This window comes from Nonomuraea basaltis, from assembly GCF_005893125.1.
GTDB lineage: Bacteria > Actinomycetota > Actinomycetes > Streptosporangiales > Streptosporangiaceae > Nonomuraea > Nonomuraea basaltis.
Map to the genome: position 1 here is coordinate 79,980 of NZ_VCJS01000024.1, position 14,285 is coordinate 94,264.

Genomic DNA, 14,285 nt, shown 5'->3' on the forward strand with positions numbered 1-14,285 from the left:
GCCTCGGCGGCGGTGCGGGTGATCGGGTGGCGGAGCGGGCGCGGCTGGTGCGGGACTGGACGGCGGACGTGGCGTTCCTGCACACCCCGTACGAGGATCTGACGGGGTTCGACAGCGAGCCGCTCCGGGTCGAGGGGAGCGTGGCGATCATGCCGTCGGGGCACCGGCTGGCGGGCCGCGACGTGGTGCGCATGGCCGAGCTGGAGGTCGGCCCGACGCCCTGCTGGCCGCGGCGGCACCCCGACGTCAACGATCCTGCGACGCTAATGCAGCTGGTCGCGCTGGGGCGGCTGATCGTGGTGGCGCCGGAGTCGGTCAAGGGTCATCTGCGGCGGGACCTGGCGTGCGTGCCGGTTGTCGACGCGGTGCTGACGACCGTGGTGCTGGCGTGGCCGAAGCAGACCCGTTCGCGGGCGCTCGCGGCGTTCGTGCGCACGGCGGCGACCGTCGCGGGCACGCTCGCCCCCGAGCAAGTGCCTGCGGGGAGCTTTCGGGGCCGCGTGCACCGGGAATAGCCGAATCAAGATCGGGGAATACGGGGGTGGGCAGAATGGCGTTGAGCGTGGCGGCGCGGGAGGCGTTCCTGGCGGAGCCGCACATCGCGAGTCTGGCGGTGGAGGCGGGCGGGGGCCGGGCGCCGCTTAATGTGCCCATCTGGTACGACTACCGCCCCGGCGGGGAGATCCGGTTCCTGACGGACGGCGATTCGGTCAAGGCGAAGCTGATCGCGAAGGCGGGCAGATTGTCGATGCTGGTGCAGCGGGCCAGCCCGACCTATCGGTACGTGTCGGTCGAAGGCCCTGTCGTGTGCTCCGATCCCACGACGCTGGCGGACCTGACGCGCATCTCCTCCCGTTACCTGCCGCCGGACGCGGTGCCGGGATACGTTCAGGGCGCCGGGCTGAACATGCTCGTGACGTTCCGGATGCGGCCCGAACACTGGCTCTCGGCGGACCTGGGCGCGCTCGGCTGACCCGGGGAACGGTATTTTTGGCCCGTGACTGCTATCGATCCCACCTCGACCGGCGCGTTCGGCGTCGGCCTCGCGACCATAGCCGCCGACGGCACCGTACTCGACACCTGGTTCCCCGCCCCCGAGCTGGGCGACGCGCCCCTCTTGGGCACTGAGCGGCTGTCCGCCGGCGAGGCCGGTGAGCTGGCCTCGCTGACGGGCCCCGACGCGGCGCGGGGCGTGGAGGTGGTGGCGGTGCGCACCGGCATCGCCAAGCTCTCCGAGGCGCCCGTGGACGCGCACGACGTCTACCTGCGGCTGCACCTGCTGTCCGCGCGCCTGATCAGGCCGCACGGGGCCAACCTGGACGGACTCTTCGGCCTGCTGGCGAACGTGGTGTGGACCAGCTTCGGCCCGTGCCCCGTCGCGGACTTCGAGCGGACGCGCCTGCGGCTGCGGGCGAGGGGCGCGGTGACGGTGTACGGGGTGGACAAGTTCCCGCGGATGGTGGACTACGTGTTGCCGTCCGGCGTGCGGATCGCGGACGCCGACCGGGTACGCCTCGGCGCGCACCTCGCCAGCGGCACCACCGTCATGCACGAGGGCTTCGTGAACTTCAACGCCGGCACGCTGGGCTCCTCGATGGTCGAGGGCCGGGTCTCGGCGGGCGTGGTCGTCGGCGACGGCTCCGACGTGGGCGGCGGCGCCTCGATCATGGGTACGCTGTCAGGCGGTGGCAAGCAGGTCATCTCGATCGGCGAGCGTTGCCTGCTGGGCGCGAACGCCGGCGTGGGCATCTCGCTGGGCGACGACTGCGTGGTGGAGGCCGGGCTGTACGTGACGGCGGGCACGAAGGTCGCCCTCCCGGACGGCAAGGTCGTCAAGGCGGCCGAACTGTCGGGCGGGAGCGGCATCCTGCTGCGGAGGAACTCGCAGTCGGGGGCGGTCGAGGCGGTGCCGCGCAAGGGCACCGGCATCGAGCTCAACGCCGCCCTCCACACCAACTGACAACCACCGCACCGGCGGCTTCAAGAGGGACCGGTGCCGGGCTCAGGACACACGGCGCATCCGTCGTGCGTCCTGGGCCTGTGGGCGGAGCCCGGGTGGGTAGGCGTGCGCCCCGCCATGACCACGGCCCTGGTCGTCGGCGCGCCGGTGAGGCGGGGGAGCGTCTCCCTGGAAGGCCCCCGGCCCCGGTCGGCGGGTGGAGCCCACTTGGCGGAGCCGTAAAGAAAGATCTTTGAAGATTTTAATCGGCGTTGAGACGCTCAGCTGGCGTGAGACACCGCGGACCCGATGGTGTGGACGCGCAGCGCGTTGGTGGAGCCCGGGGTGCCGGGAGGCGAGCCGGCCACGATGACGACCTTGTCGCCCTTCTCCAGCCGTCCCAGCGACAGCAGCGACGCCTCCACCTGCCGCACCATGTCGTCGGTGTGGTGCACGAACGGCACGTGGAACGTCTCCACCCCCCACGTCAGCGACAGCTGCCCCCGCACGTGGGGCGCCGACGTGAAGGCCAGCAGCGGGATCGGGGAGCGGTAGCGGGCCAGCCGCCGCGCCGTCTCTCCCGACATCGTGAACGCGATCAGCGCCTTGGCCCCCACGATGGCGCCCACCTCGGCCGCGGCCCGCGCGATGGCGCCGCCCGTGGTCTCGGGCATGCGCTCCAGCGTGTGGGTGGCCCGTAGGGACGACTTCTCGGCGGCGCAGGCGATGCGGTCCATCGTGGAGACGGACTCGATCGGGTAGTTGCCGACGGACGTCTCGCCCGACAGCATGACCGCGTCGGCGCCGTCCATGACCGCGTAGGCCACGTCGGAGGCCTCGGCGCGGGTGGGGCGCGGGGCGCTCATCATCGAGTCGAGCATCTGGGTGGCGACGATGACCGGGCGGGCCTTCTCGCGGCACAGCTCGATGATGCGCCGCTGCACGATCGGCACCTGCTCCAGGGGCAGCTCGACGCCCAGGTCGCCGCGGGCGACCATGATGCCGTCGAAGGCCTCGATGATCTCGGGGAGGCGGTCGACGGCCTGCGGCTTCTCGATCTTGGCGAGCAGCGGCAGGCGTACGGCCTCCTGCTCCATGATGTTGCGCACCACGTCGGCGTCGGACGGGCGGCGGACGAAGGACAGGGCGATCATGTCGAAGCCGGTGCGCAGCGCCCAGCGCAGGTCGGCCTCGTCCTTGTCGGTCAGCGCGGGGGCGCTGACGTTGATGCCGGGCAGGTTGAGGCCCTTGTTGTCGGAGATCATGCCGCCGATGACGACGCGGGTGACGATGCGGTCGCCGTCGACGCGGGTGGCCTCGAGCACGAGCCGGCCGTCGTCGACCAGGATCGTGTCGCCGGGCCGCACGTCGTTGGGCAGGCCCTTGTAGGTGGTGGAGACCTGCTCGCGGTCGCCCGGCACGTCATCGGTGGTGATGGTGAAGACGTCGCCGAAGCCGAGCCTGACAGGGCCCTCTTCGAACGTGCCCACCCGGATCTTGGGACCCTGTAGGTCGGCGAGCACGCCTACGCCACGGCCGAGGTCGGCCGCCACCTCCCTCACCCGGTCGTAGACCTCTCGGTGCAGGTCATGATTGCCATGGCTGAGGTTGAACCGTGCCACGTCCATGCCCGCGGCGATCAGCTCGCGGAGGCGTTCTTCGGACGATGTGGCAGGGCCTAGGGTGCAGACGATTTTCGCACGACGAGTCACGAGTCCTACCTTAATTGGTACAGACCACTTGGCAGTCACTGACGACGGAGAACGTACCCGCCGTAAGAAAACAGCACGAGAACGGCGACCCCTAGGCGTACCAAGTTCGTGTACTCCTCCGGGTAGACCACGCCCTCGATGTAGTGATCGATGAAGCCGGACGCCGGCAGCCCCTCCAGCCCGGCCTGCCGTCGCCCCCAGTCCTCGACCAGGGTCAGCGGACACTCTACGCCTGTGAGGATCGAGATCACGCCCCAGGCGGCCACGCAGAGGTGCGTCCAGATGGTGTGGCGCCAGCGCCAGGCGAGGAATCCGCCCACGGCCATGTAGGCGAGGAACCCGAAATGCACCACCATCGCGGCGTCCGCGGCGAGGCGATACATCATGGTTCGAAGGTAGCCGCCTTCCAGGCGTCCACGATGCCCCGGCCGTAGAAACCGTTACGGGATTGCTCACCTTCGCAGTCGTGCGTCGAGGTCTCGCCGGAGGCCTTGTAGACGTACTGGCGGGGCGACGGGCACGCCTTCTGGGTGGCGCTCTTGTAGAGCAGGTCCTCGACGGTGGCGGGGTCGAGGACGAGGCCGCCGGCGCCGGGCTTGCCGAAGCGGCTGACAAGGAGCGCGGCGACGCCGGTGGCGTGCGGGGCGGCCATGGAGGTGCCGTCCAGGTACTGGTAGTAGGAGCAGGCGCCGGCCTTGCAGTCGCGTACGACGTCCGCACCCTTGGGGTTGCCCGAGCCGTCGATCCGCCCGGCGGCGCGCAGCGCGCGTTCGGGGGCGGCGGCCAGGATCGACCTGGCGACCTTGGCGCCCTGGCCGTCGAGCAGGTCCCCGCCGGGCGCCGACAGGTCGGTCTGCTCGATGCCGTAGTCGCTGTAGATCGCCTTGCGTCCCGACGGGCCGAGCGCGGAGACGGAGATGACGCCCTTGGATTCGGCGGGCACGTTGATGCAGGAGTTGTCGACCCGGCGCTCCTTCTCGTCGCCGCGCGGGTAGCCGGGGCTCTTGTCGTCGATCTCGGGACGGCCGAGGTCGGTGCCGCCGTTGCCGAGCGCGGAGACGATCGTGACGCCCTTCTTGCGGGCGTAGTCGATCGCCCGCTGGATGCCGGTGATGATGCCCTGCTGCTCGAGCTGCTGCTTCTTGGTGTCGGCCTTGTTGGCCGTGCAGTTGAACAGCCAGGGGTCGACGTAGTAGCTCATGTTGACGACGTCGACGCCGATGTCGGCGGCGTACGTGAGCGCGTCGAGGCTGGGCTTGAGGAAGAAGAACCCGGAGTCCTGGCCGGCCCTGATGTTCACCAGCCGCACGCCTGGCGCGACGCCGGCGATGCCGATGCCGTTGATCGGGGAGGCGATGGTGCTGGCCACGTGGGTGCCGTGGCCGTCGTCGTCCGCGTCCACGGGGTCTTTGCAGCCGCTGACCTCGCAGGGGCCGTCGAGCGTCTCGCCGTACTCGTCCTTGGGCTTGTCGGTGACGAAGTTGCGGCTGAGCTCGCGGTCGAAGTTCGGGGCGATGTCGGGGTGCTTGCCGTCGACACCGGTGTCGATGATCCCGACCAGCACCTGCTTCGCGCCGGGCGCCTTCGCGTGCGCGCGGTCGGCGCCGATCATCCGCATGTCCCACTGACGGCCGGCGAGCGGCTCGCCCTCGTCGGGGCTCTTGGTGAATGTCGACGCGTCGGGGAAGGCGGCGGATCCGGTACGGCGGGCCGTGGCGAAGCCGATGCTCCGGTCGGGGGAGACGCCCACGATGGCCTGGTTCGCCGCCAGGTCCTTCACGAACCCGTCGCCGCCGCCGTTGGCCAGGACGTAGCCGAGCCTGGGGTCCTCGCCCACGGTGCTGCCGCCCGCCTGCTGAATCGCCTGCAGCGCCTGGCGTTGCTCTCCGCCGGCGTAGAAGACGAGGTATTCGGCCCGCTGGGACGCTGGGCTCCCCGGCGTGCTTCGCCGGCCGCCATCGCCGGGTGCGGTGGGAGAGCAGGCGGCGATTATCACCATGGCGGCCAGCGCCGTCAGACCAGAGGCGACCCGCCGCATTCTTCCCCCATCCACCGACTGCCGCAGAACCTGCATCTTCCCGACACTAACCGGGTGATGCAACTTAGTGATGAAATTCCGGTCGACGTGCAGCTAAGCGGACTCCTGCTCGGGGCCCGCTTCCGCGCAGGTCAGGCGAAGAAGAGCGCCCGCCGTACGGGGCGGGCGCTCTTTGCGAGAAGGGCGGCGGACCGGGAGCCGTCCGTGGCGTTCGGGATGGTGGTGGGGTCAGCGGGTGAGGTCGATCTCGACTCCGCCGAGCATGACGTGGCGTGGCATCGGGCGGGCCAGGAACTCGTGGGGGAAGCCCAGGTCGACCCGGCTGGCCTCGGCCAGGGCGGCCCGCTGGCCGTCGGTGAAGCGCACGTCGAGCGCCCCCAGGTTGTCCTCGAGCTGCGCCGGCGTCCGCGCCCCCATGATCGGAGCCGTCACGGCCGGGTTGAGCAGCGTCCAGGCCAGCGCGACCTGGGACGGCTTCGCGCCCAGCTCGGCGGCGACCCGCTTGACCACCTCGGCGATGTCCAGCGCCCGCTCGGTCAGCGCGCCGTTGGCCGCCGCGACATTCTTGCGGGTGCCGACGGGGACGGCCGCGCCCTCCCCCACGTCGAGGTCGGCCCGGCTGTACTTGCCGGTCAGCACGCCGCTGGCCAGCGGCGACCAGGGGATGACGCCGAGCCCCATCTCCCGTGCCATGGGGATGAGGTCGCGCTCCACTGTGCGTTCGACCAGGCTGTATTCGATCTGCAGGGCGATCAGCGGCGCCCAGCCCCGCAGGTCGGCGATGGCCTGCATGCGGGAGACCTGCCAGGCGGGCGTGTCGGAGATGCCGACGTAGAGGACCTTGCCCATCCTGACGAGGTCGTCCATGGCGCGAAGGATCTCCTCGACCGGGGTGGTGAAGTCCCAGGCGTGCAGGTAGAGCAGGTCGAGGTGGTCGGTGTTCAGCCGGCGCAGGCTGGCCTCGACCGAATGGACCATGCTCTTGCGGTGGTTGCCGCCGGAGTTCGGGTCGCCGGCGCGCCTGGCCATGGTGTACTTCGTGGCGATCACGAGTTGCTCGCGCCGGCCGGCCGCGAACTCGCCGAGCAGCGTCTCGGCGGTGCCCTCGGTGTACTGGCTGGCGGTGTCGATGAAGTTGCCGCCCCGGTCCAGATAGGCGTCGAAGATCCGGCGGGACTCGTCCTTGTCCGAGCCCCAGCCCCAATCCGTCCCGAACGTCATGGTCCCCAGCGCCAGCGGCGAAACCCGCAGCCCGGAGCGGCCCAGCAGGCGGTACGTGTCAAGAGTCGTCATGGCATCCAGGCTGCTGCGCCCGCGAGCGGCGGGTAAGGGAGGGCTCTTCCTGGGACGAGCCGTACCAGGAAGACGGTCGTAAGATCGAGGGGATGAGCACCGTGGACCAGACCCGCGAACTGGCGGCCTTCCTGCGCACCCGCCGCGAACGCCTGGATCCCCGCGACGTCGCGCTGCCCGCCCGCCGCGCCCACAGGCGCACTCCCGGTCTGCGTCGCGAGGAGGTCGCCGAGCTGGCGGGCGTCAGCGTCGACTATGTGATCCGCCTGGAGCAGGGGCGCGGGCTGCGTCCCTCGCCGGAGGTGCTGGAGGCGCTGGCCGGGGCGCTGCGCCTGAGCGACGACGAGCGGGTCTACCTGTTCGACCTCGCCCAGCAGCGGCCGACCCGGCAGCGCGCCGCGCGGCGGCCGCCCGCCGCGGACGAGGCGGGCCCGATCTCCCGGCTGGTGCTGGACCTGTCGCCGCTGCCGGCCATGCTGCTCAACCACCGCTTCGACATCATCGCCTGGAACCCGGAGATGGCGGCCCTGGTGATCGACTTCGGCGCGCTGCCCGCGGAGCAGCGCAACAGCATGTGGCTGTGCACGCTGCACCCGGGCCTGCGGGACTTCTACCGCGACAGGGAGCGCACGCTGCGCGAGGGCATCGCTGACCTGCGGGCCGCGTGGGCGGCCCATCCCGACGACGCGGCCCTGTCGGAGCTGATCGAGGAGCTCACCTCCGGCAGCGAGGAGGTCGCCCGCTTGTGGGCGCGGCGCGACGTCCGGGTGAACGGCCGCGGCAGGAAGCGGCTGCGGCATGCCACGGCAGGCCCGCTCACCATCGAATACGAGGTGCTGGCCCCGCTTCAGGCCCCCGGCCAGCGGCTGGTCATCTACCGCGCCGCCGACCCCGCGTCCCAGCACACGCTGGACACCATCACGGCCTCGTGCGCGCTTGCGGCCGGGCGCGCCTGACGGCGGCGCCCGGCCTCACAGCCCGTCAGACCAGCGGCCGCGCGGTCGGCAGGATCGGGTACGGCAGCGCCGTGTCCCCGGTCAGGTAGCGGTCCACGCCCGAGGCGGCGGCGCGCCCCTCGGCGATGGCCCAGACGATGAGCGACTGCCCGCGCCCCATGTCACCGGCCACGAAGACGCCGTCCACCTTGGACATGTACGTCTTGTCGCGCGAGACGTTGCCCCGCTTGTCGTAGAAGCCGTCGCCACCGTCCTCGGCCAGGTCCTGCAGCAGCGCGCCCTTCTCGGGGCCGAGGAAGCCCATGGCCAGGGTGATCAGCTCGGCCGGGATCTCCCGCTCGGTGCCGGGGATGGGCTTGAACCCGTTCTGCGGCCCATCGACCTCCACCAGGCGCAGCGCCCGCACGTTGCCGTCGGCGTCGCCGGCGAACTCGGTGGTGGAGACCGCGTACATCCGCTCCCCGCCGCCGTCGGCCAGCTCCTCGTGGGCGCTCTCCATCTTGAACAGCATGGGGTACGTCGGCCACGGCTGGCTGTCGGGCCGGGCGGCCGGCGGCTGCGGCATGATCTCGAGCTGGGTGACGGACTCGGCGCCCTGCCTGATCGCCGTGCCGATGCAGTCGGCGCCGGTGTCGCCGCCGCCGATCACCACCACGTGCTTGCCCTCGGCCGAGATGGGCGAGACCGGGAAGTCGCCCTCCTGGACCTTGTTGGACAGCGGCAGGTACTCCATGGCCTGGTAGACGCCCTTGAGGTGGCGCCCTGCCACCGGCAGGTCGCGCCAGTGGGTGGCGCCGCCCGACAGCACCACGGCGTCGAACTGCTCGCGCAGCTCGGCAGCGGTGATGTCGACGCCGACGTTCACGCTGGTGCGGAACTCGGTGCCCTCGGCCCGCATCTGCTCCAGGCGGCGCTCGATGTGCCGCTTCTCCATCTTGAACTCGGGGATGCCGTAGCGCAGCAGGCCGCCGATGCGGTCGGCCCGCTCGAACACCACCACGTCGTGCCCGGCCCTGGTGAGCTGCTGCGCGGCGGCGAGCCCGGCGGGGCCCGAGCCGACGACCGCGACCTTCTTGCCGGTCTTGACAGCCGGGGGCTGCGGGGTCACCCAGCCCTCGGCGAACGCCCGGTCGATGATCTCGACCTCGACCCGCTTGATCGCCACCGGGTCGGAGTTGATGCCGAGCACGCACGCCGCCTCGCACGGAGCCGGGCAGAGCCTGCCGGTGAACTCCGGGAAGTTGTTCGTGGCGTGCAGCCGCTCGATCGCCTCGCGCCAGTCGGTGCGGTAGACGAGGTCGTTCCACTCGGGGATGAGGTTCCCCAGCGGGCAGCCGTTGTGGCAGAACGGGATGCCGCAGTCCATGCAACGGGCCGCCTGCTTGGTCAGCTTCTCCTGCGAGAAGTCCTGGTAGACCTCGCGCCAGTCGCTGATGCGCACGTCAACGGGGCGGCGCGCCGGCAGCTCCCGGTCGTGCGTGAGAAAACCCTTGGGGTCAGCCATCGGTACGCCTCCCTTGACCCTGAACAGTGTTTAGCCGGCACAGTCGGCCATGGCCCGGCTCATTACGGCGGGTCACGACTGCACCGCGGCGGCCATGACCGCCTCGTCGATGTCTCTGCCTTCGATGCGGGCGGCCTCGGCGGCCTCCAGCACCCTCTTGTAGTCCGTCGGCATGATCTTGCCGAACCTGCCGAGCGCCGTGTCCCACTCCGCCAGCAGCTGCTTGGCGACCGGGGAGCCGGTCTCCGCGAAGTGCTTCTCGACGGTCTCCTTGAGGAACTCGGCATCCTCCCCGGTGAGCGCCTCGATGGCGACCATGTCGCGGTTGACCCGCTCGGGCTTGAGGTCCAGCAGGTAGGCGACACCGCCCGACATGCCGGCCGCGAAGTTGCGCCCGGTCGGGCCGAGCACGACGACCTTGCCGCCCGTCATGTACTCGCAGCCGTGGTCGCCCACGCCCTCGACGACCGCGGTGGCGCCGGAGTTGCGGACGCAGAACCGCTCGCCGACGACGCCGCGGACGAACACCTCGCCGGACGTGGCGCCGTAGAGGGTGACGTTGCCGGCGATGATGTGGCCGTCGAGCGGGGCCGCCTCGTGCGGGCGGAGGGTGATCCGGCCGCCGGACAGGCCCTTGCCGAGGTAGTCGTTGGCGTCGCCGGTCAGCCGCAGCGTGACCCCGCGCGGCAGGAACGCGCCGAACGAGTTGCCGGCCGAGCCGGTGAAGGAGATGTCGATGGTGTTCTCGGGCAGGCCCTTGCCGCCGTAGCGCTTGGTGACCTGGTAGCCGAGCATGGTGCCGACCGTGCGGTTCACGTTGCGGATGGGCAGCTCCAGCGTGACCGGGGTGCCGTCCTTGAGCGCGCCCTCGGCGAGCTGGATCAGCGTGTTGTCCAGCGCGTGCTGGATCCCGTGGTCCTGCTCGACGACCCGATGCAGCGCGGTGCCCGCGGGCAGCTCCGGCTGGTGCAGGATCGGCGACAGGTCGAGCCCGCCGGCCTTCCAGTGGTCCTCGGCGGCCGACATGTCGAGCAGCTCGACGTGCCCGATCGCCTCGTCGAGCGAGCGGAAGCCCAGCTCGGCCAGGTATTCGCGGATCTCCTCGGCGATGAACTCGAAGAAGTTGACCACGAACTCGGGCTTGCCGGTGAAGCGCTTGCGCAACTCGGGGTTCTGCGTGGCGACGCCCACGGGGCAGGTGTCGAGGTGGCAGACCCGCATCATCACACAGCCGCTGACGACGAGGGGGGCGGTGGCGAAGCCGTACTCCTCGGCACCGAGCAGCGCCGCGATGACGACGTCGCGGCCGGTCTTGAGCTGGCCGTCGACCTGGACGACGATGCGGTCGCGCAGGTTGTTCAGCAGCAGCGTCTGCTGGGTCTCGGCCAGGCCGAGCTCCCACGGCGCGCCCGCGTGCTTGAGCGAGGTGAGCGGCGAGGCGCCGGTGCCGCCGTCGTGCCCGGAGATGAGCACCACGTCGGCGTGCGCCTTCGACACGCCCGCCGCGACCGTGCCGACGCCGACCTCGGCGACCAGCTTCACGTGGACCCTGGCCTCCGGGTTGGAGTTCTTCAGGTCGTGGATGAGCTGGGCCAGGTCCTCGATCGAGTAGATGTCGTGGTGCGGCGGCGGCGAGATGAGGCCGACGCCCGGCGTGGAGTGCCGGGTCTTGGCGATCCACGGGTAGACCTTGTGGCCGGGCAGCTGGCCGCCCTCGCCGGGCTTGGCGCCCTGCGCCATCTTGATCTGCAGGTCTGCCGCGTTCACCAGGTATTCGCTGGTGACGCCGAACCGGCCGGAGGCGACCTGCTTGATCGCGGACCTGCGGGCGGGGTCGTAGAGCCGCTCCGGGTCCTCGCCGCCCTCGCCGGTGTTGGACTTGCCGCCGAGCCGGTTCATCGCGATGGCGATCGTCTCGTGCGCCTCCATCGAGATGGAGCCGTACGACATCGCGCCGGTGGAGAACCGCTTGACGATCTCCGAGACCGGCTCGACCTCCTCGATCGGGATCGGGTTGCCCTTGCGCAGCTTGAACAGGCCGCGCAGGGTCATCAGCCGCTCCGCCTGGGAGTCGACGAGGTTCGTGTACTCCTTGAAGATCTCGTAGCGGCGAGTCCTGGTGGCGTGCTGCAGCTTGAAGACGGTGTCGGGGTTGAACAGGTGCGGCTCGCCCTCGCGCCGCCACTGGTATTCGCCGCCGACCTGGAGCTTGCGGTGGGCGTTCTCCACGCGCGGGTAAGCGTGGCGGTGCCGCTGCGCGACCTCCTCGGCCAGCACGTCGAACCCGACGCCGCCCAGGCGCGAGGTGGTGCCGGTGAAGCAGGAGTCGATGACCTCCTGGCTCAGGCCGAGCGCCTCGAAGATCTGCGCGCCGGTGTAGGAGGCCACGGTGGACACGCCCATCTTGGACATGACCTTGATGACGCCCTTGCCGTACGCCTTGATGACGTTACGCACGGCCTTGCGCTTGTCGAGCTGCAGAACCCCGGTGTCGACCAGGTCCTCGACGGTCTCGATCGCCAGGTACGGGTTGACCGCGCCGGCGCCGTACCCGATGAGCAGCGCCATGTGGTGGCACTCGCGGGCCTCGCCGGTCTCGACCACCAGGCCGATCTTGGTGCGGGTCTTCTCCTGGATCAGGTGGTGGTGCACCGCGCCGGTCAGCAGCAGCGACGGGATCGGCGCCAGCGCGTCGGAGAAGCCGCGGTCGGACAGCACGATGATGCGCGCGCCGTCCGCGATCGCGGCGGACGCCTCGGCCCTGATCTCCGCCAGGCGGCGCAGCAGCGCCTCGCCGCCGCCGGCGACGTCGTACAGGCCGCTGATGACATGCGGGTGGAAGCCGGGCAGGTCGTGCTCGTCGTTGATGTGGATGATCTTGGCGAGCTCGTCGTTGTCGATCACCGGGTACGGCAGCACGAGCTGGCGGCACGAGCTGGGCCCCGGGTCGAGCAGGTTGCCCTCGGGCCCGATGGTGCTGGCCAGGGAGGTGACCAGCTCTTCACGGATGGCGTCCAGCGGCGGGTTCGTGACCTGCGCGAACAGCTGCGTGAAGTAGTCGAACAGGAGCCGCGGCTTCTCGCTCAGCACGGCGACGGGCGTGTCGGTGCCCATGGAGCCGATCGGCTCGGCACCGGTCTTCGCCATCGGCGTCAGGATGATGCGCAGCTCTTCCTCGGTGTAGCCGAAGGTCTGCTGCCGCTTGACGAGCGCCTCGTGCGTGGGGATCTCGTGCTGGCGGGCCGGCAGCTCCTCGAAGCGGACCAGGCCGGCGTGCAGCCAGTCCTCGTACGGCAGCTCGGCGGCCAGCTCGGCCTTGATCTCGTCGTCCTCGATGATCTTGCCACGGGCGGTGTCGATGAGGAACATCCTGCCGGGCTGCAGGCGGCCCTTGCGTACGACGTCCTCGGGCTTGAAGTCCAGCACGCCGGCCTCGGAGGCCAGCACGACCAGGCCGTCCGCGGTCACCCAGAAGCGGCCGGGACGCAGGCCGTTGCGGTCGAGCACGGCGCCGGCCAGGGTGCCGTCGGTGAACGTGATCGACGCGGGGCCGTCCCAGGCCTCCATCATCGAGGAGTGGAACTCGTAGAAGGCCCTGCGGGCAGGGTCCATCTCGGTGTGGTTCTCCCACGCCTCGGGGATCATCATCAGCACGGCGTGCGGCAGGCTGCGGCCGCCGATGTGGAGCAGCTCGAGGGCCTCGTCGAAGCTGGCGGTGTCGCTGCCCTCTGGGTCACAGATGGGGAAAAGTCGCGAAATATCGCCAGGAATGTGGGCGGACTCCAGCATCGCCTCGCGAGCCCGCATCCAGTTGCGGTTGCCCTTGACCGTGTTGATCTCGCCGTTGTGCGCGATGTAGCGGTAAGGGTGGGCCAGCGGCCAGCTCGGGAACGTGTTGGTCGAGAAGCGCGAGTGGACCAGCGCGATCGCGGTCTCGTAGCGCTCGTCGGACAGGTCGGGGAAGAACGGCTCGACCTGGTCGGGGGTGAGCATGCCCTTGTAGACGATCGTGCGCGCGGACAGCGAGGGGAAGTAGACGTCCGCCTCGTGCTCGGCCCGCTTGCGCAGGCAGAACGCCAGCCGGTCCAGCTCCAGCCCTTCGCGCCCGTCGGGGCTCGATACGAACAGCTGGGCGAAATGCGGCATGACGGCCCGGGCACTCGGCCCCGGCAGGGCGCGGTCGACCGGCGCGTCGCGCCAGCCGAGCACGGTGAGGCCCTCCTCGGCCGCGATCTCCTCGATCAGCCCGGCGGCGATGCCGCGGGCCTCCTCGTCGGCCGGCAGGAAGGCGAGGCCGGTCGCGTACGCACCGGCGGCGGGCAGCGTGAACGGCACCACGGCGCGGTAGAACCCATCGGGGATCTGCGTCAGGATTCCGGCTCCGTCGCCGGTGTCCGGCTCGCTACCCTTGGCCCCCCGATGATCAAGATTGCACAGCGCCGTCAGCGCCTTGACCACGATCCCATGCCCCCGGCGTCCCGCGACGTCGGCGACCATGGCGACACCGCAGGCATCGTGCTCGTTGGCGGGGTGGTACAGGCCCTGGGGCTCGGGGAACCCGAGGTGGGCAGCAGGCATTGAATCCCTCCCGTCGTCTTCGTCTGTCCAGAACTGCTCTACAGGCGGGGACGACGTTGGCCCTGCTGCATATCGTGGGTAGAGGTTACCGCACCCTGCCGGAATGGTGCCCGCCACGTCCGCATTGCGAACATTCGGGCTATCCCAGGATCCGAACTCTCTATCCCAAACCCCGGACGTGGGCGGCGAAATTCCCGATCTGACCAGCGATTTACGGCACGGGGAGCGATTTCCGTTCGGCCCCTCTCCACCCACCATACGGACC

General features: G+C 70.4%; 10 protein-coding genes. 4 read left to right on the forward strand and 6 right to left on the reverse strand.

The genetic code is table 11. The features are described from left to right. The first annotated feature begins 26 nt into the window (after positions 1-26). Genes EJK15_RS14450 through dapD form a run of 3 tightly spaced genes read left to right on the forward strand, consistent with a single transcriptional unit; the run spans position 27 to position 1,960 of the window. Entirely contained in the window at positions 27-515 is a 489-nt protein-coding gene (locus tag EJK15_RS14450) for a LysR substrate-binding domain-containing protein (RefSeq protein WP_138710909.1), read from the forward strand. A 35-nt stretch (positions 516-550) separates the two neighbouring features. Beyond that, entirely contained in the window at positions 551-973 is a 423-nt protein-coding gene (locus tag EJK15_RS14455) for a pyridoxamine 5'-phosphate oxidase family protein (protein ID WP_138710910.1), read from the forward strand. Between the two features lie 24 nt (positions 974-997). Then, entirely contained in the window at positions 998-1,960 is a 963-nt protein-coding gene (gene dapD, locus EJK15_RS14460) for a 2,3,4,5-tetrahydropyridine-2,6-dicarboxylate N-succinyltransferase (protein WP_138710911.1), read from the forward strand. A 260-nt stretch (positions 1,961-2,220) separates the two neighbouring features. Here the strand turns inward: dapD and pyk are convergent, their stop codons facing one another. From pyk to EJK15_RS14480, 4 genes are all read right to left on the reverse strand, one after another. Next, positions 2,221-3,651: a pyruvate kinase gene (gene pyk, locus EJK15_RS14465; RefSeq protein WP_138710912.1), complete on the reverse strand. Its 1,431-nt coding sequence runs from the start codon at positions 3,649-3,651 to the stop codon at positions 2,221-2,223. Positions 3,652-3,686: 35 nt separating this feature from the next. After that, positions 3,687-4,037 (reverse strand): DUF2784 domain-containing protein, encoded by a 351-nt coding sequence (locus tag EJK15_RS14470; RefSeq protein ID WP_138710913.1) that lies wholly within the window; start codon positions 4,035-4,037, stop codon positions 3,687-3,689. After that, the gene (locus EJK15_RS14475; protein ID WP_240776971.1) at positions 4,034-5,725 is read right to left on the reverse strand and encodes a S8 family peptidase; all 1,692 of its coding nucleotides are present in this window, start codon (positions 5,723-5,725) and stop codon (positions 4,034-4,036) included. Before EJK15_RS14475 ends, EJK15_RS14470 begins: the two co-directional genes overlap by 4 nt. A gap of 192 nt (positions 5,726-5,917) precedes the next feature. Beyond that, positions 5,918-6,982, reverse strand: a complete 1,065-nt coding sequence (locus EJK15_RS14480; protein WP_138710914.1) for an aldo/keto reductase — start codon at positions 6,980-6,982, stop codon at positions 5,918-5,920. A gap of 92 nt (positions 6,983-7,074) precedes the next feature. Between EJK15_RS14480 and EJK15_RS14485 the strand changes: the two genes are divergently transcribed. Beyond that, positions 7,075-7,938, forward strand: a complete 864-nt coding sequence (locus tag EJK15_RS14485; RefSeq protein WP_138710915.1) for a helix-turn-helix domain-containing protein — start codon at positions 7,075-7,077, stop codon at positions 7,936-7,938. A 25-nt stretch (positions 7,939-7,963) separates the two neighbouring features. Here EJK15_RS14485 and EJK15_RS14490 read toward each other — a convergent pair whose 3' ends face one another. Both EJK15_RS14490 and gltB read right to left on the reverse strand, forming a co-directional pair. Continuing rightward, positions 7,964-9,442, reverse strand: coding sequence for a glutamate synthase subunit beta (locus EJK15_RS14490; RefSeq protein WP_138710916.1), 1,479 nt, complete (start codon positions 9,440-9,442; stop codon positions 7,964-7,966). Between the two features lie 72 nt (positions 9,443-9,514). Beyond that, positions 9,515-14,020 (reverse strand): glutamate synthase large subunit, encoded by a 4,506-nt coding sequence (gene gltB / locus EJK15_RS14495; RefSeq protein ID WP_171074293.1) that lies wholly within the window; start codon positions 14,018-14,020, stop codon positions 9,515-9,517. Positions 14,021-14,285 lie beyond the last annotated feature (265 nt).